Genomic DNA, 16,907 nt, shown 5'->3' on the forward strand with positions numbered 1-16,907 from the left:
CAGGACTTACGCAAAAATAACGTAATTTCGTCATTACGAGCGATAGAGAAGTAATCCGCCCTGACGCTCTTATTGCTTCCCTACACTCCGTTTCGGTCGCAATGACAATATCAGCGTTGCGTAAGTCCTAAAAATAAATGCCCAGCCGTCGCCAATCCCTTTTAGAGGTTGGCGTTCCGATGATTACTCGTGAAGTTCACGAGAACTGTATACGGCTAGGCATTTATTTCTTTGCAAAACATGCTAACCCTGGATTTCTCCAATTCAGGTTAAGTAGGATGTTAGGTAAAAAAAACCTAAAAATCAACCGAAAATACCCTGAGGGGGCATTGCATCTTAATATCGCAAAAAGGTCTAATTAAAGGTTGATCTTTTAATTTATAAGGCTTGAGTGTAATGAAGACCCTCCCCGGATTGGTATTTGTACTTAGCTTCATGGTAGTAGCTTGCAGTCCGTCCCCAGATAAAACGGTGTCTTCCAACCCTGAAGTCACAACCGCTCCAGTTCAAGTAAAAGAGCAAAAGACACAAAATAAGCCTTTAGTTGTAACGACAGTTGCTCCTTTAACCAATATTGTGAGTAACATTGCAGGCGATCGCTTAGAAGTTAAAGGTATTATTCCAGAAGGAACCGACTCCCATACCTTTGAACCTCGTCCTAGCGATGCTGATTTGTTATCCAAAGCTAATCTGATTATCGCCAATGGGTTACATTTGGAATCCCCGACAGAAAAACTAGCTAAAGCCTCAAAGCCCAAAGAAACTAAAATCTTTGAACTAGGCAGTAATACTATTACCAAAGAGCAATGGCTTTTTGACTTCAGCTTTCCGAAAGAAAAGGGTGATCCCAATCCTCATCTGTGGGTAAACCCCAAGTATGCTGAGAATTACGCCAAACTAGCTGCCCAACAGTTAACCACCTTAGATCCTGCTGGCAAAGACTACTACGCTACTAATCTCAAAAATTACTTACAACGTCTTGATGCCTTAGACAAAGCAACACAAGAAATTGTTGCTAGTATTCCTGCCAAAAATCGTAAACTTTTGACCTACCACGATTCTTGGGCGTATTGGGCCAGACAGTATGGTTTTCAAGTAATTGGTGCGATTCAACCTTCAGATTTCAAAGAACCATCCGCTCAAGATGTCGCAAAGCTAATTGACCAAATTCGGAAAACAGACGTCCCAGCAATTTTTGGTTCTGAAGTCTACCCCAGTAAGGTAGAAGAACAAATTGCCCGCGAAGCGAAGGTAAAAACAGCCAACACTGCTGATGATGAGTTACCAGGCAAGGGTTCAGCCAATGCAATTGAAAACACTAATCCTGAGCATACTTATATTGGCATGATGGCTAACAACATGCGAATTATCGCCTCTAATTTGGGAGGAAATCCTGATTTAGTGAAGAACTTGAACACTGGAAATGTTGTTGGGCCAACAGCAACCAAGTAGGCTACACAAAATAAATGCAGTAGAACTCAGGAATAAAACACGCTTGATATCTAGTGCAACAGACTTAGTACAGCATTTTATTAATTTGTCGCAAATTAAATTTGGCAATACCTTGCAATGCCAATGCGTCCTCTTGCGATGCCAATGCATCCCCTTGCAATGCCAATGCATCCTCTTGTAATGCCAATGCATCCCCTTGCAATGCCAATGCGTTCTCTTGCAATGCCAATGCATCCCCTTGCATTAAAAACACTATGTTTTTACGCAATGTACTTAGTTTATATACCTCACTAACTAAAATCTGCTGTATATGCAACCAATACTTGAAGTTAGAAGTTTAACCTGTGGTTATATAACCCAGCCAGTGTTTAGGGATGTTAATTTGACGCTTTACCCTGGTCAACTTACTGGCTTGGTAGGCCCTTCTGGGAGTGGTAAAAGCACTTTAATCAGAGCGATTTTAGGGCTAGTTCATCCTTGGGCTGGAGAGATTTGGTTTCGAGGAAAGCGCTTAAAGCCAGGAGTCTCACCAAAGGCGGTGGGCTATGTGCCACAGGTAGAAACAGTGGATTGGACTTTCCCGGTTACAGCTCTGGAAGTGGTGATGATGGGGCGTTACCAAAAGCAGAAGATATTGCCTTGGTCTTCGCGGCGCGATCGCCTTGTTGCTAGCGAACTCCTGGAGCGCGTTGGGGTTGCCCATGTTGCCCATCAACCAATCGGTAATCTATCTGGTGGGCAACAGCAAAGGGTTTTCATTGCCCGTGCTTTAGTAGGAGAACCAGAAATAGTTCTTCTAGATGAACCCACCAGCAGTTCAGACTTGCACGTTCAACACGAACTATTGCACCTATTGGCTGATTTGAACCAGCAAGGCTTGACGATTATCCTCTCCACCCATGACCTCAACTCAGTAGCGACTCATCTACCTTGGGTGGTATGTTTCAACCACGGTTTAATTTGTCAAGGTCAACCTATCGATGTCTTCAGTCCCGCAAATCTTGAGCAGACTTTTGGTGGAGAAATGGTGGTTTTCCACCAACAAGACCGAATCTTAATCGCTAGCGGTGGTACTTCCCTGCGTCATCAAATGCAACACAACTTGCCGGAAGTATTGCGTGCAAGATAGTTATCACTGAGCCATATCAGCTTGCTTTTACAAAGAAAGGCAGGGGAGCAGGGCAGAGATTAGGACAGAGCTTGTACTCCGCCCGCTTATCAATCGTCCTAGAAGGACGGGGCCCCTATGTTCCGATCAAGCTTCACAGAAGAGTGAGAAGGGCTTGCTCCCCCTGCCCCCTGCTCCCTTCCCCCCTGCTTCTTCGGTCAGTGGTGCGCGGCTGAAGCTGGTAGTGATCAGCTACAGTTACTAGAGTGTGAGTTCAATCATCAAGTATCAGAAAATTATCAGGAGCAAATGATGGCAGGCAAATTAGACACCAAGGTGGCAATTATTACAGGTGCATCTTCGGGAATAGGGGCGGCGACGGCGATCGCTCTTGCAGAAGAAGGCGCACAGGTGGCGATCGCGGCTCGTCGAATCGAGCGATTGAACGAAGTTGCACAAAAAATTGAAGCGGTTGGTGGAAAAGCTTTACCGATTGTCACGGATGTCAGCGATGAAACCCAAGTGAACTCACTGGTGCAAAAGGTCAACACAACTTTGGGACGAATCGATATTCTTGTGAATAATGCAGGCATTGGAGGATTGGGAACGATTGAGGATAGCGATCCAGCGGAGTGGCGGCGACAGTTTGACCTGAACGTTTTGGGATTGCTGTATGCAACTCATGCGGTTTTGCCTATCTTCAAAGCGCAGGGCGTTGGGCATGTGGTCAATCTTTCATCCGTTGCCGGACGGATTACGCGGGCAGGCATGGGTGTGTACAGCGCCACCAAATGGGGCGTGAATGCGATTTCAGAAGCTCTGCGGCAGGAAGTTCATAAAGACAATATTCGTGTCACCATTATTGAACCCGGTATGGTTGCCACCGAATTTATCGACAATATCACCGATCCCGCTGCGAAACAGGCGCTCGAAGCCCGGTTCAAATCCGTCACTCCGCTGCAACCGGAAGATATTGCACGGGCAATCGCCTATGCCGTTACCCAACCGCTTCACGTCAACGTGAATGAAATTTTGATCCGACCAACGCAACAGGAATAGGACTAGCCCTTTCAAGGTGGGTAAAAATTTTGCTCAATAAACTACTCTTTAAGCTCTTAACTCTGTGTTTTCTATGTCTGGAGTGGTTAAATAAAATGCTTTTGAACCGCACAGACGCGGAAGGCGCACAGAGAAAAAAAGAGATTTTACTAGTCACCTTGAAAGGGCTAGGAATAGGACTTACGCGTTGACAAAAGCACAAATTTCTGCTGAGTATGTCTCTTGTCTTCTGTACGCAGGTATCGAACGCTTCAGTTCGACCACCAAGCCCTCTGCTGAATGTGACCGGGGACGCATTTTAAATGATTATTAGCTGATCAGGATAAATTATGGCAGGTGAATTTGAAGGCAAAGTTGCAATTGTTACAGGTGGAAGTTCTGGAATCGGTCGGGCGACGGCGATCGCCTTTGGTAAAGCAGGCGCAAAAGTTGTCGTTGCGGCTCGTCGTGACTCCGAAGGCGAAGAAACCGTGAGTCAGATTAAACAAGCTGGAAGTGAAGCTGTGTTTGTCAAAACAGATGTCGCCCAAGAATCAGACGTAGAAGCACTTGTCAGCAAGACGGTAGAAACTTACGGTCGTTTAGATTATGCATTTAACAATGCTGGAATTAACGGTGGAAACGCTCCTCTCCACGAACAATCGATTGAACAGTTCGATCAACTTATGTCAATTAATGTCAGAGGATTATTCCTGTGCATGAAGTATGAAATTATCCAAATGCTCCGTCAAGGTGAGGGCGTAATTGTCAACAACTCCTCAATGGGTGGACTAATCGCCTTCCCGAATTTTGGGTCTTACAATGCAAGCAAACACGCTGTTATGGGGCTAACAAAGTCAGCAGCCCTTGATTATGCCCAATCAGGTATCCGTATTAATGCTGTCAATCCAGGCATCATCGATACAGATTTGATAACCCGTCTGACAGAGAAAATGGGTGATGCTAAAACCGCAAGTCAACAATTGACAACAATGGTTCCAATGGGACGAATGGGGAAAGCTGAAGAAATTGCTTCAACTGTTGTTTTCTTATGTTCAGAAGCAGCTTCGTACATAACTGGTCAGTCTTTGGTTGTAGATGGCGGTTATGTAGCTACTTGATACTTTATTAGGACTTACGCAAAAAACCTCTCAAACTCTTATTCCTCCGTGTCGCGCCAGTTGCTAAAGAGCGGGAACGCTAAGAGCGAACAAGTCGGGGAACCCGCCCAACGCACTGGCTTCTCTGCGCCCTCTGTCTTTTGCCTTTCTTGATAAAAATATGGATTTTTTACTAGCTCCCTTTCGCTATGACTTTTTTAGCCGTGCCATTTTAGTAGGCATGATGGCGGGGCTATTATGCGGCATTATGGGAGTTTATATTACAACTCGGAGAATGAGTTACATTGCCCACGGTTTATCTCATGCGATTTTGGGGGGAGCCGTGCTGAGTTATGTGCTGGGTTTGAATTTCTATATTGGCTCTGGGATTTGGGGTTTTGCAGCCGCCCTGCTGATTCAATATTTGACCGGACGCAAAGTCTACTCGGATGCAGCTATTGGAATTGTGACAACTGCTAGCTTTGCTTTAGGAGTAGCTGTGATCAGTAGCCATCGCAAGTTTAGCCAAAACTTTGAAGCCGCTTTGTTTGGCAATGTGTTGGGCGTTTCCCCTAATGATTTGTGGGTGGTGACGGGTGTGACGATTGTCTTACTCAGCCTGGTTTTCTTGTTTTATCGCCCGTTGCTATTTTGGTGTTTTGACCGAGAAGTTGCTCAGGTTCATGGCGTACCCGTTTTTGCAATGGATACTTTATTTGCTTTAATGTTAGCGACTTTACTGGTGGCGACACTGAACGTTTTGGGGGTAACTTTGATTATTTCAGCCGTGGTGATTCCAGCATCAATTGCCCGATTAGTGAGCGATCGCTTTGGTTATCTGATGATTATTTCCGGGATTTTAGGAGCTGCGATTTCATTTGTGGGTATCTACCTTAGCTACTACCTCGACATTGCCTCTGGAGCTAGTGTAGTGCTACTGTCAACTGCTATATTTGCCTGCGTGTTGCTCACCAAGAACCTGCAAGGGCGATATAAACGCCATCTCCCTCCCCTCCAGACAAAACACCTCCCTTAGTACAGTTTTGCGTAAAAGCGTAGCTTTTTTAATGCAGGGCGACACATTAACAATACGCCCGATGCATCGGCATTGTATCGGGATGCATTAAGATTGTATCAGGACGCATTAAGATTGTATCGGGACGCATTAAGATTGTATCGAGATGCATTGACATTGCAAGGTATTGCCAAATTTAATTCGCTACAAATTAATGAAATGCTGTATTTAGCAAGAGTTAGTTTGGATTTAATGGCGAACTTTTATTTTTATCATTTGGCACATAAACCTCTCTAATAGGAAAGGGAATTGTAATCCCTGCTTGCTGATAGCGTTTGTGTAATTTCTTGACAAATAAATGTTTACCAATACGTTGATCAAAGTATTCACTTACGCGCATATAAAGCGTAAAATCTATACTAAAATCATTAAAAGTATGAAATCTGATATATGGTTCATTTTGTTTTAATTCCGGTGCAATTTCTTGCATGACTTCTTTAGCAACTTCTACAGTCACCCTTTCAACTTCTTCCAAATCGCTATTATAACTGACACCCACATCCATTGTTAAAGTAATTTCCTTTGCGGGTAAATGATAGTTTGTAAAAATCGCAGTAGATAACTTAGAATTGGGAACAATAACTACATTATTAGAAATTTCTTTAATTGTTGTATTCCGCCAAGAAATATCTGTAACATATCCCTCATGTCCAGCATCTAATTTAACATAGTCTCCAGTTCTAACTTGCTTAGAAATGATTAAGTAAAAACCAGAAAATAAATTTGCAAGTGTGTCTTGAAGTGCCAAACCAACTGCTATACCACCAACACCTAAAGTTGTGATAATCGGTGTAATTTGAACACCCACTGTTTGCAATATAATTAATGTTCCCAAAACGAAAACAGTAGCTTTAGCAAAGTTAGAAATTAATGATGTAGGAACCCCTTCTGTTTTGCGGATAAATAAATTAACAAAACCAGCAGTTAATCTGGCTAAGACTAGGGTTACTGAATACAGTAATGCGATCGTCAGAATTTTTTGCAGTATGATCGCAACATCTGGCTTGAGAGGAGAACTCAGAACTGCCCAAAAAAAACCGGCGATGACAAACCAAATAAAAGTCATCCGGTGCAAAGAGCGAAATATAATTTTACTTCCAGCTATTCGTTTATTAGTAACGAATGTTTCCAGTTTTTTAAAGATAACTTTTTCACCAATTATTCCAGCTAAGAAGCCAGCTAGAATAAACCATATCGGCGTAATCCATTCCATCATATAAATTTTAAATTTGGAGTTTTACATTTAGGATAACAGCACTGTTGCTGCGATTATGGCTAAATTTTACCTTGTTATTTGCCGGATTACCTGCTTGAGATTTTCTGGACTATGGACTTGCCAATTATTTACCACCCAGATTACATTGCTCCCCTGCCTGAAGGACATCGCTTCCCGATGTCTAAGTTTCGACAACTCTACGAATTGCTGTTAGCTGATGGTGTAGCTAATCAAGAACAATTTCATACCCCCGAACGTCCGCCGCTAGAGTTGATAGAGTTAGTCCACACTCCAAACTACGTTCAAGCTTACTGTGAAGGAACCCTAGATGCCAAAGCACAGCGACGCATTGGTTTGCCTTGGAGTCCAGCATTGGCGAATCGTACCTGTGTAGCTGTAGGTGGTACAATACTCACTGCAAAACTGGCACTAAGTCAGGGTTTAGCTTGTAATACGGCTGGTGGCACTCATCATGCCTTTCCCAGTTATGGATCTGGTTTTTGTATTTTCAACGATTTAGCGATCGCTTGCCGCGTCTTACAAAAACTTGGACTTGTGCAGAAAATCCTAATTGTGGATTTGGATGTTCATCAAGGAGACGGCACTGCTTTTATTTTCCAAGACGACGACAGCGTTTTTACTTTCTCCATGCACTGCGAAGTTAATTTCCCCGGTACTAAACAAAACAGCGATTTGGATGTTCCTTTGCCGGTGGGAATGGAGGATGAGGCTTATTTACAAACTTTGGCGAATTACTTAGCAGATTTATTATCTAAAGTCAAGCCAGATTTAGTATTTTATGATGCAGGTGTTGATCCTCATATAGGCGATCGGTTGGGAAAATTAGCCTTAACCGATGTTGGCATTTTTCGCCGAGAAATGCAGGTTTTGAGTACCTGTATGAGTAGCGGTTATCCTGTCGCCTGCGTCATTGGCGGCGGTTATGCTGATGATATGAAATCTCTTGTCTGGCGGCATTCCCTGCTGCATCGGGCAGCTAGTGAAGTTTATCAGCAGTACAAATTATAGTCATTTAGTGGGCAATACTACCCAAAATCGTAGAGTTTTAAACACTATTTTGTCGGCAAAGGCAGTACTGGATGAACAACGGCAAACTCAGAATTTACGAACTAGCAAAAGAATTGAATTTGGATAGCAAGAAGCTATTAGCAATTTGCGACAAACTCAACATTGCAGTCAAAGGCCATACCAGCACCATTTCAGAATCAGAGGCAGAACGCATTCGTGTAGCGGTAAATAAACTAACAGCAAAATCCTCAAAAACTAAAACATACTTTGAAGATTGGGGCTATATGTTTATAACTTCAGCAATTGATAGTTTTATCCGCCATCTTGAAGGTGAAACTGCTCTTCAATCATATCCCGAATTTAGGGAGCGGCGCGATCGCGCCAATAAGTTAATCTATGAATGTGTCGGTCAAAAGCCTTCTTTATTTTATGTGCGTCGCAAAGGTGCGGGGAAAGAAGCAAGAGAAGAAATTTGGGATTTGACAATAGCAACAGATAGTGATGATTTTCAGTTACCTGCAAGACTTGAGAAACTAAGAAAAACTTTAGGATTCAGAACGGCTGTACAAAAAGATGGACACGGCGGTTTAAAAATACTATCGGCTCAGTTGTTACAACCTTCACGAGGACACGCCGATAGCTATGCTATACCTTGTAGCTTGCGTTTATTGCCTAATCATCAACATCATCTTGACATTCCCCCTGCAACATTGAAACGCATCGCAGCCGCGCCAGTTTGTGGCGACCATGTGCCTACAGAAGATCAGCTTAAAGCTTGGAAAGCGTTTTTGCAAATTGAGGAAAAAATCGCTAAAGCACGTCAATTTTGCGTGCGTTACGTAAGTCACAACTATAACTTCAAAAGGCGGATCAGTTTTGAAATAGATGTAGCCTCAGCTACCCTTGACGGCTTTTATCAAAATTCCCTCGACGTGGAAAACTTCTGGGAACGAGCAAAACAGGCAAAAAACGAAGATTTGAAACTGTTTGAAACTGCTCCCATCGGAAAAAATTGGCTTAATGGTCGCCAACTAGGGACTGTTGAAGAAGTTGATCCCAACCGTTGTATTATCAGCATCAGACTAGAGCGCGACTTAGCTGAATATATGGCAGCAGAGCGTTACAAATTACCTGCTACTGGATTCTTATGTTTCGAGGCAGTTGGTGATATTCAGCAGATTCAGCGTAAGAAAAAAGCTTTGGACGATTTGAATAATGGTTACACCCAAAATCCTTATTTAGGCAACTTTTTATTCGATGCTTCCCAGGCTAGACAAATCAAAACAACTATCGAACTTCAACCACAAGATTTGTTGTTATCTTCTGCTAATCCTGGTCAGAAAGCAGCAGTAGAAAAGGTACTTGCCGCTAAGGATCTTGTTCTCATCCAAGGGCCACCAGGTACTGGTAAAACTACTGTAATTGCCGAGATTTGCTATCAAATTGCGCTTCGCGGTGGACGCACTCTAATTGCATCTCAAGCCAATTTAGCAGTAGATAACGCCTTGAGTCGATTAGTTCATAACCCAGTGATTCGGGCTGTACGAAAGGGAAGAGCCGAGAAAGTTGGGGAAGAAGGACAGCCATTTCTCGAAGACCAAGTGATTGGCAGATGGCTAGAAAATACAGCGAATGACTGCGAAAGCAATCTTACTCAACGCCTCGAAAATATCCAAACTTTCAGTCAATTACTCGCATCATCACAAAGATTTACAGCCTACTTCCAAGCAGAGGAAGAATTCAATCAGCAACAAAATAAATTCAATAAAAACAAGGTAAAATTAGAGGCAAACTTTAAAAATCAAGAAAAATCTTACAGCGAAACTGTAGAAAAACATAACGAGGTTGAATCCCTAATTGCGGGTCTAAAAAATATACTAAATGCTGCAAAAAATGTCAACTGGGAAGCTCCAGAAGTTACAGATTTTTTGCCACTTATTAAACCCTACACAGAAGGTAACAGTTTAGTAGAAGAATTTTTAGCAAATGTTCGTCAAGCCATCAAATATACTGATGAACTTGGCATTGTGCGCCCGGCGCTTGGTGCATTTGGTTTAGCAGTTTGGTTGCGTCAAACCGTAGCAACAGAAATTTCTGAATTTAAAACTGCTTTTACTCATGCTCAAGATGCAAGTCAAGCCATGTCAAAAGTCGCGGCGTTAGTGCAGGTTGTCAAACAAAATTTTGCCTCGTTAAATCAGCTACAACCAGATTATCAGCAATATCTTACTAAGCTGCAAAACCTACAACAAACAATCCAAATTTGGCAAAACCGCAAACGGGAAATTGATTATATTATTTCAGCAGTTAAGGAATGGAAGTCTACAGCATCTTCACATCTGTATCAAACTTTGAAAGATTGTCATCAATCAGGTTTACCACTAACAGACAATTTAGTAGATTTACCACTAGGTTTATTGATGTTTGCCAATACATTAAAATTACCAATATTACCAAATATTTACAAAATTCACCTGCCAGATTGGCAGCTATTGGCAAAAGCGATCGCCTATGAAATAGACGGATATTTTACTGACAGGCGTGGGAAACAACATAATTTTAGCTATTTTTTACAACAAAATTTTAGTCAGATTCCAATGGTGTTATCAAAGAGCGATCGCACCCAATGGCAAGAAACTTACCAACAGTTTAACAATTATCAATTACTTACTGCAAAACAGCGAAAATTATTGGTTGAGAATACCCAGGTTTTTTTAATTAGAATGCAACGGACTTATGGTGCATCATGGGAATGGAATAATATTGATTCTACTCTCACCCGCATTACACAAGAATTGCTAGATACTATCCTTGCAAATGCACGTCAATGCGTTTTAAAAGTCAAAACTGAAACTGAACAACAGCTTCAGCATCTACAACGACAATTAAATGAACTTCAAAAAAATGAAATCAGCCAACAGCAAATATCCATTACTCAAGCTGAGGTAGAAAAAGCACAGCAAGATGCTAATTTGCAACTTGGACGAGTTATAAATATTTTACAAGAACTTCATCAACAAAATCTATCTGCTCAATTACGTATTCTAGCTGACAAATATCTCGCAACACAATCAAATATTTGGGAACAACCCGAAGAATTCTCAAAGCAAGTGCATACTTGGGTAACTTGCATCAATCAGCTTGAAACTTTAATTTCATTATTAGAACCTTTTGCTGTACTGGAGATGATCAAAAACTCTCTAGATGAGCACTTATCAAAACTAAAACAAGAAACTGAAATTTCTTTACAGCAGCTTCAAAATTTACAAATTAACCTCCGCGAAATAGAACAGAAATCACAACCACAGCCATCAGAAAATTTAATTGTAGAAAGAAACTGGTGGTTGAGAGAATGGCAAACAATACCTGATAAATTTAAACTAGAAAATTCTCCTGCTGACTTTTTTAATTTAGAGTTTTTACGCAGCATCAATACTCAGTTTGAATTTTGGCAACAGCAACTCCAAAAAGAAGAAAATTATCTCAATAAATATCAGAATTTTGTACAAGATTGGATCGGAAAATTAAGACAACCAACTGAAGGCGATGCCTGCGGCGGCGGGCTACGATCACGCGACGATTTAAGGCGCATATATTTAGATAATGCCAACGTCGTCGGTATCACCTGTGTTCAAGCTGCAAATAAAGGTTTTTCTGAAGAATTTAAATCCTTTGATGTCGTGATCATTGACGAAGTTAGTAAGTGTACTCCCCCAGAGTTACTAATCCCAGCTTTGAAAGGCAAAAAATTAGTCATGGTAGGTGATCATCGGCAATTACCACCCATGCTTGATACTAGCACTTTAGAAGAAGTTGCTCAAACAATTGGCAATACACGAAACGAACTACAGTTTTTAGAAGAATCACTGTTTAAAGGTCAGTTTGAATTTGCTGATGAAAGTATCAAGCAAATGCTAACTACACAGTATCGAATGCACCCATTTATTATGGGAGCAATCAATCAGTTTTATGACGGGAAACTAGAATCTGGTATTTTAGAGCCTGACAGAAAACGTGCACATCATCTAGCAGGCGAAATCATCCAAGAATCTCATCATCTTCTCTGGGTAAAAACGCCTATAGAGAATCAGTTTTTAGAGCAACGAAATGGAACTTCTTACTTTAATATTCCAGAAATTGATGCGATTGAACGTCTATGTGAGCAATTCGAGAGTGCTTGGGCTTCTAAAGTTGCTAATAGTGAACCAAAAAAAGAAATTGCCGTAATTACATTTTATGGCGCTCAATTAAGAAAAATTGATGAGCGCCTACAATCTGAACTTTTCCCTTCATTGGAAATTCGCACTGGTACGGTAGACAGATTTCAAGGTATGGAACGAGCTGTTGTGATTGTGAGTATGGTTCGCAACAATAGTAAAGGTGATGTGGGATTTGCCAAGAAGCCAGAACGGGTAAATGTTGCATTTTCTCGCGCTCAAGAACTTTTAATAATTGTGGGTTGTCATAATTTATTTACACATCAATCAGGCAAAGTTGGAAGTATGTATTCGGAAGTTTCAAATATTGTAAGTCTTCATGGAGGTTTTGTTGATGTTTCTTGCCTTTTTAGCTAAACCGATTGATGACAACTTCAAAAAGTTGATAGCGATAATAGTAGATTCAATAGGATGCGATCGCACGGTTTTTTCGATGCTTTCCAGGTTGTTTAATTGGGCGGGGTTTGTTTCTTCATATAAACCAGTAGATTTGGACACATTAAAAACAAGCTTTCGATTAGAGAAATAACCTTTGTACTAAAATTGAGATGTTAGCCTCTGTTGGAGGGTTAGTCTATGTCTTTGCAAGAGTTGAAAGAACAAGCCTATAAGCTCTGTGTGAGCGATCGCCTCGCCCTTGTCAGTGCTGTTATTGAATCTCTGCAAGATACGCCCCAACTGGAAAACTGGCAATATCTGGTTGCCGTCCTCATCCTTGGCGTAAACAACTCTACATTAAAGGGCGTAAGCTACTTGCCTCAACTGTTAGGCAAGACATGATTGTTAATCAGATGTCGCCAGAGCAAGCAGCCGAAAATTGGGACTTGCCGCTATCTACAATAAACGAAGTGATTTGTTACTGTCAGAGTCACCAAGAACTGCTGAAATTAGAAGCACACGAGGAACGCTATCGCTTGGAAGAGAAAGGAGTCCCATTTGAGTCTACGAATGCTGCTTGACGAGGACTCTCAAGCAAAATATCTGGTCAATCTTCTTCAAGTAGCAGGGCATGATGTAGTCACAGTTAATTTGGCAGGTTTAATGAATCGTTTGGATTCAGTTGTGCTAGATTACCCAAGACTTAATCAGCGAGTATTACTCACACGTAATTGCAATGACTTTCATGAGTTGCATCAAGTGAACCCCGCACATTCAGGAATTTTGGCGGTTTATCAGGATTTTGACGCTGCTAAAAATATGAGCTATCAAGCAATTGTTAAGGCGATTGCAAATTTAGAGACAGCAAAATATCCACTTGAAAATCAGTTTATCATTCTCAATCAGTGGAGTTATTAGCCTATCAGTTCAGCAAGATACAATGAGCTGGACTTGCTTCGGCGATCGCATTAAGCATCTACGAGATAAAATGCTGGGACGCTAAACCTAATTAGCGCACACTAACTTATTCTGTGAAGCAGCTTTCTGAATGACATAGTTGTTGCTTGTAAAGACCTGAATACCCGGAACAACACTATAATCAAGGGAGCATCCCAATGCAAGCCAAAAGACACAGGACTAGTACAAAAACCCTGTACAAACCTCTTTGGTTTGTGTTTTTCTTTACGAGACGCTACGCGTAGCTTGCTTGGACGTAGGAGTATGCGTCCTTTGCGGTTCGTTATTTCATTCTTCGTCTAAGTCAAAATATCTTATTAAAATAAACTTGCACATTTGGGATGCTCCCTTGGTAAATAACAGCAAGGCAACTCCAAATGGTTTTTATTCTCTATAATTGTGAATAATTTATATAAATAATACCCCAAGCTTAAAAAGGCATTCTTTAGGACATTAATACTCGACTATATCCAGCCTCGCAATTTTTTATGTACTTGTGCCAAATACCACATGTAATCATCAATTTTGTAGTTATCAGCAGCTTTAACTATATATTCCTGAGCTAAATCAAGATTATTTTGAGCTTCGTAATATAATCCCAAGTAAAGATGACTGTAAAATTTTCCGCTTTCTGCTTCTGATTGACCAACAGTTAAAACATCATCTGGTGTACAATCTCCCGCATAGAAATCATATACGCGCTGCATAACACGTCGAGGGTCATTTTTTACAGTTAGTAAAGAACTACGTGCCTCTTCAACACCTAACAAACGAGCTATGCAGAGATATCGCCATACTGTTTCTTCTACATCTTGAGCATTCACTGTCAAGTCTATTTCAAATTGTTGAGCGCCCTCAGCAAATCTTTCTGCATAATAGTACGATAATCCACGTTGCCAGAGGTAAGCTTTGATACGAGCATCCAATTGCTCTGCCATATCAAAATCTTGAATAGATTCATCAATCTTGGCTAGCTGAAAGTTAACCATGCCCCGGCGAATGTAAGCAGTGGGATTTTTTGGTTGATTGCGAATGGTTTCGTTCCAGCGCTGGAGTTGATTTTCCAGGGAATTTGAAAAAAACATGAGTTTGTAAGTGGGTTTGGTCAGCTATTGAATTGGAATCAGATGTGGTGAATGGTTTAGGGATTGCGATCATCTAGATTACGACAAAAGGCGATCGCATTTAGCACCTGCAAGATAAACTCTTAAGTTATTGATAGCTTTAAAATAAAAAAATCCGCAGAATTACAAATGAGCGATGCCTACGGCGGGCTACGCCAAAGGACTCGCTCTAAGCGAACCCAACAGCGTCTTTTGGAGTTGCCATGCCGTTCACAAATGCGAACAGCGTGTCGCAGACAAGCCCAAGGGACGCGAACAGCGTCTTACGCCACTTGCTACTACTCTTAGAACCCCCCTCCGGGTTCGCCAGTCGCCTACAGCGCTGGACTCACCGCAACGCAGTGGCTCCCCTTCTCCCATCCGTGAGAGGCTAACGCCTGCCGTCGGATGCCCAAAAGGGCTGTAGGGAGAAAAGAAGGCTTTACGCTGCGCTATCGGCGGCAAACGACGCGATACACTTTTCGCTGCGGCAAGCCGAGTCAGCGTCTACGTTTTTTCATTATTTTACGTAAATTCTGTAAGTCTGAAAGCGAGATTTATCCACGAGGTAGAAGAAACTACTTGCATAATTCAGTATTGTAGAGTTTGTGTCTTAAAATCAGGAAAAACGCCCGTGGTTCCCATTAAAGATAGTATTCCTACAAAAATCACACCTTATGTGACTTATGGACTGATTGCTACCAACGTCCTCGTTTTTCTTTATGAAGCAAATCTTCCCCCGCAAGCATTAAATGGGTTTTTACACCTTGCGGCTGTAGTTCCACGAGAACTCACTTTAAGCTTTGCTGGTACTTCTCTACATCAACCAGTGCCAGAGTGGGCAACTTTGATTACCTCGCAATTTTTGCACGGTGGTTTTTTGCATTTAGCCGGCAATATGTTGTTTCTTTGGATTTTTGGCAACAATGTTGAAGATAAGTTAGGTCATGCCAAATATTTGCTGTTTTATTTATCTTGTGGTGTTTTGGCATCCTTGACCCAGTGGTACTTCGCTCAAGATTCTAGCATTCCTTCTTTGGGTGCAAGTGGTGCGATCGCAGGTGTCATGGGAGCTTACATTCTCCGCTTTCCCAACGCCGAAGTTCTCGGAATAGTGCCTTTAGGGTTTTTCTTCCCAACTTTCCGTGTCCCGGCATATTTCTTTTTGGGATTCTGGTTTCTCGAACAAGCTTTCTACGGATTTGCTAGTCTCGAAACACGTACTAACATCGGTATGGAAAATGGCGGTATTGCTTACTGGGCTCATGCAGGCGGGTTTATCTTTGGGGCAATTCTTGGCCCACTATTAGGTTTATTTAGTGATAAATCACAGGAAGAATATTGGTATAAGTAATTACTCAATGTATGATTGGGACTTTTAATCAGACTAATTGATTTAATAGGTTAAATTGCCTAAACTTCGCAACTGTCAGCCTTACAGGCTATATTGCAGTTAGTCAATAATTTAGGAAAAACACCTGTGTTTCCCCTGTACGATGAAAATCCAACGCGAATTACCCCGTATTTCACCTACGGGTTAATTGGCATGAATATTTTAGTTTTTATTCACGAGGTGAGCCTGTCACATGCACAATTGAATCAGTTTTTAAATCAGTATGCAGTAATACCTCAAGAGTTAACCACCAACTGGGGTGGAGAGTGGATAACGTTATTTACGTCACAATTCTTACACGGCGGTTGGTGGCACTTAATCTCGAATATGCTGTTTCTCTGGATTTTTGGCAACAATATTGAAGAGCGGTTAGGTCATTTCAAATATCTGATTTTTTATTTGATGTGTGGTGTTCTAGCTGCCTTATGCCAATGGTTTATTGGCATGAATTCTCAGATTCCTTCCTTAGGAGCAAGTGGTGCAATTTCTGGTGTTTTAGGTGCGTATATTATCCGCTTTCCCCACGCTAGAGTGATGACCTTAGTATTTTTGGGGATTTTCATCACCACAATCAGAGTCCCAGCATTAGTAATAATTGGACTTTTCATTGTGCAAAATGTGATATCTGGTCTTGCTACCCTGCAAACAAGCGCTAACATGACTATGCAAACTGGTGGAGTTGCTTACTGGGCCCACATTGGTGGTTTTATTTTTGGGGTAATTCTTGCTCCCCTATTTGGGTTATTTAGACACGACTAAGCAATTCAAAATTCAAATTTTCACTCTGCAACGTCGGCAAAACAATTACCAATTCACCATCTACCTTTGCAATATTTGAGAA

16 protein-coding genes are annotated in these 16,907 nt (G+C 41.5%); 13 read left to right on the forward strand and 3 right to left on the reverse strand.

Translation table 11 applies throughout. The annotated features are described in order from the left end of the window. The first annotated feature begins 396 nt into the window (after positions 1-396). The gene (locus V7L29_RS15900; RefSeq protein WP_334690039.1) at positions 397-1,452 is read left to right on the forward strand and encodes a metal ABC transporter substrate-binding protein; all 1,056 of its coding nucleotides are present in this window, start codon (positions 397-399) and stop codon (positions 1,450-1,452) included. A gap of 64 nt (positions 1,453-1,516) precedes the next feature. Here V7L29_RS15900 and V7L29_RS15905 read toward each other — a convergent pair whose 3' ends face one another. Next, positions 1,517-1,720: a hypothetical protein gene (locus V7L29_RS15905; RefSeq protein ID WP_334736095.1), complete on the reverse strand. Its 204-nt coding sequence runs from the start codon at positions 1,718-1,720 to the stop codon at positions 1,517-1,519. A 42-nt stretch (positions 1,721-1,762) separates the two neighbouring features. Here V7L29_RS15905 and V7L29_RS15910 point away from each other — a divergent pair, with 42 nt between their 5' ends. From V7L29_RS15910 to V7L29_RS15925, 4 genes are all read left to right on the forward strand, one after another. Then, positions 1,763-2,581 carry a metal ABC transporter ATP-binding protein gene (locus V7L29_RS15910; RefSeq protein ID WP_334690041.1) on the forward strand — a complete coding sequence of 273 codons (819 nt, stop codon included), beginning with the start codon at positions 1,763-1,765 and terminating at the stop codon, positions 2,579-2,581. Between the two features lie 288 nt (positions 2,582-2,869). Then, positions 2,870-3,619, forward strand: a complete 750-nt coding sequence (locus V7L29_RS15915; protein ID WP_334690042.1) for an SDR family NAD(P)-dependent oxidoreductase — start codon at positions 2,870-2,872, stop codon at positions 3,617-3,619. Positions 3,620-3,948: 329 nt separating this feature from the next. Beyond that, the gene (locus V7L29_RS15920; RefSeq protein WP_334736096.1) at positions 3,949-4,719 is read left to right on the forward strand and encodes an SDR family oxidoreductase; all 771 of its coding nucleotides are present in this window, start codon (positions 3,949-3,951) and stop codon (positions 4,717-4,719) included. Between the two features lie 160 nt (positions 4,720-4,879). Next, positions 4,880-5,734, forward strand: coding sequence for a metal ABC transporter permease (locus V7L29_RS15925; RefSeq protein WP_334736097.1), 855 nt, complete (start codon positions 4,880-4,882; stop codon positions 5,732-5,734). A 217-nt stretch (positions 5,735-5,951) separates the two neighbouring features. Here V7L29_RS15925 and V7L29_RS15930 read toward each other — a convergent pair whose 3' ends face one another. Further along, on the reverse strand, positions 5,952-6,989 hold the full coding sequence (locus tag V7L29_RS15930) for a mechanosensitive ion channel family protein (protein WP_334736098.1): 1,038 nt from the start codon (positions 6,987-6,989) through the stop codon (positions 5,952-5,954). Positions 6,990-7,100: 111 nt separating this feature from the next. Here V7L29_RS15930 and V7L29_RS15935 point away from each other — a divergent pair, with 111 nt between their 5' ends. From V7L29_RS15935 to V7L29_RS15955, 5 genes are all read left to right on the forward strand, one after another. Further along, the gene (locus V7L29_RS15935) at positions 7,101-8,018 is read left to right on the forward strand and encodes a histone deacetylase family protein (RefSeq protein WP_334690046.1); all 918 of its coding nucleotides are present in this window, start codon (positions 7,101-7,103) and stop codon (positions 8,016-8,018) included. A gap of 71 nt (positions 8,019-8,089) precedes the next feature. Continuing rightward, on the forward strand, positions 8,090-12,592 hold the full coding sequence (locus V7L29_RS15940; protein WP_334736099.1) for a translation initiation factor IF-2 N-terminal domain-containing protein: 4,503 nt from the start codon (positions 8,090-8,092) through the stop codon (positions 12,590-12,592). A gap of 219 nt (positions 12,593-12,811) precedes the next feature. Beyond that, positions 12,812-13,015: a hypothetical protein gene (locus V7L29_RS15945; protein ID WP_334736100.1), complete on the forward strand. Its 204-nt coding sequence runs from the start codon at positions 12,812-12,814 to the stop codon at positions 13,013-13,015. Further along, positions 13,012-13,194: a hypothetical protein gene (locus tag V7L29_RS15950; protein ID WP_334736101.1), complete on the forward strand. Its 183-nt coding sequence runs from the start codon at positions 13,012-13,014 to the stop codon at positions 13,192-13,194. The genes V7L29_RS15945 and V7L29_RS15950 overlap by 4 nt, the downstream gene beginning before the upstream one ends. Beyond that, entirely contained in the window at positions 13,184-13,531 is a 348-nt protein-coding gene (locus V7L29_RS15955) for a DUF5615 family PIN-like protein (protein WP_334736102.1), read from the forward strand. Before V7L29_RS15950 ends, V7L29_RS15955 begins: the two co-directional genes overlap by 11 nt. Positions 13,532-14,034: 503 nt before the next feature. Here V7L29_RS15955 and V7L29_RS15960 read toward each other — a convergent pair. Beyond that, complete coding sequence (locus tag V7L29_RS15960) at positions 14,035-14,655, reverse strand: tetratricopeptide repeat protein (protein WP_334690050.1); 621 nt, start codon at positions 14,653-14,655, stop codon at positions 14,035-14,037. Positions 14,656-14,830: 175 nt separating this feature from the next. Between V7L29_RS15960 and V7L29_RS15965 the strand changes: the two genes are divergently transcribed. The 3 genes from V7L29_RS15965 (at position 14,831) to V7L29_RS15975 (ending at position 16,825) form a co-directional block, all read left to right on the forward strand. Further along, positions 14,831-15,100, forward strand: a complete 270-nt coding sequence (locus V7L29_RS15965) for a hypothetical protein (RefSeq protein WP_334736103.1) — start codon at positions 14,831-14,833, stop codon at positions 15,098-15,100. A 207-nt stretch (positions 15,101-15,307) separates the two neighbouring features. Beyond that, positions 15,308-16,027: a rhomboid family intramembrane serine protease gene (locus V7L29_RS15970; protein WP_334690052.1), complete on the forward strand. Its 720-nt coding sequence runs from the start codon at positions 15,308-15,310 to the stop codon at positions 16,025-16,027. Positions 16,028-16,153: 126 nt separating this feature from the next. Beyond that, entirely contained in the window at positions 16,154-16,825 is a 672-nt protein-coding gene (locus tag V7L29_RS15975) for a rhomboid family intramembrane serine protease (protein ID WP_334736104.1), read from the forward strand. Positions 16,826-16,907 lie beyond the last annotated feature (82 nt).

It is taken from the genome of Nostoc sp., assembly GCF_036916575.1.
Taxonomy (GTDB): domain Bacteria; phylum Cyanobacteriota; class Cyanobacteriia; order Cyanobacteriales; family Nostocaceae; genus Nostoc.

Bases quoted from the DNA above. Each gene is read 5' to 3' on its own strand.
- V7L29_RS15940 (WP_334736099.1), top strand. From the start codon at position 8,090: ATGAACAACGGCAAACTCAGAATTTACGAACTAGCAAAAGAATTGAAT.
- V7L29_RS15900 (WP_334690039.1), top strand. From the start codon at position 397: ATGAAGACCCTCCCCGGATTGGTATTTGTACTTAGCTTCATGGTAGTA.
- V7L29_RS15910 (WP_334690041.1), top strand. From the start codon at position 1,763: ATGCAACCAATACTTGAAGTTAGAAGTTTAACCTGTGGTTATATAACC.
- V7L29_RS15955 (WP_334736102.1), top strand. From the start codon at position 13,184: ATGCTGCTTGACGAGGACTCTCAAGCAAAATATCTGGTCAATCTTCTT.
- V7L29_RS15960 (WP_334690050.1), bottom strand. From the start codon at position 14,655: ATGTTTTTTTCAAATTCCCTGGAAAATCAACTCCAGCGCTGGAACGAA.
- V7L29_RS15965 (WP_334736103.1), top strand. From the start codon at position 14,831: ATGCCTACGGCGGGCTACGCCAAAGGACTCGCTCTAAGCGAACCCAAC.
- V7L29_RS15920 (WP_334736096.1), top strand. From the start codon at position 3,949: ATGGCAGGTGAATTTGAAGGCAAAGTTGCAATTGTTACAGGTGGAAGT.
- V7L29_RS15935 (WP_334690046.1), top strand. From the start codon at position 7,101: ATGGACTTGCCAATTATTTACCACCCAGATTACATTGCTCCCCTGCCT.
- V7L29_RS15930 (WP_334736098.1), bottom strand. From the start codon at position 6,989: ATGATGGAATGGATTACGCCGATATGGTTTATTCTAGCTGGCTTCTTA.
- V7L29_RS15945 (WP_334736100.1), top strand. From the start codon at position 12,812: ATGTCTTTGCAAGAGTTGAAAGAACAAGCCTATAAGCTCTGTGTGAGC.
- V7L29_RS15950 (WP_334736101.1), top strand. From the start codon at position 13,012: ATGATTGTTAATCAGATGTCGCCAGAGCAAGCAGCCGAAAATTGGGAC.
- V7L29_RS15925 (WP_334736097.1), top strand. From the start codon at position 4,880: ATGGATTTTTTACTAGCTCCCTTTCGCTATGACTTTTTTAGCCGTGCC.
- V7L29_RS15915 (WP_334690042.1), top strand. From the start codon at position 2,870: ATGATGGCAGGCAAATTAGACACCAAGGTGGCAATTATTACAGGTGCA.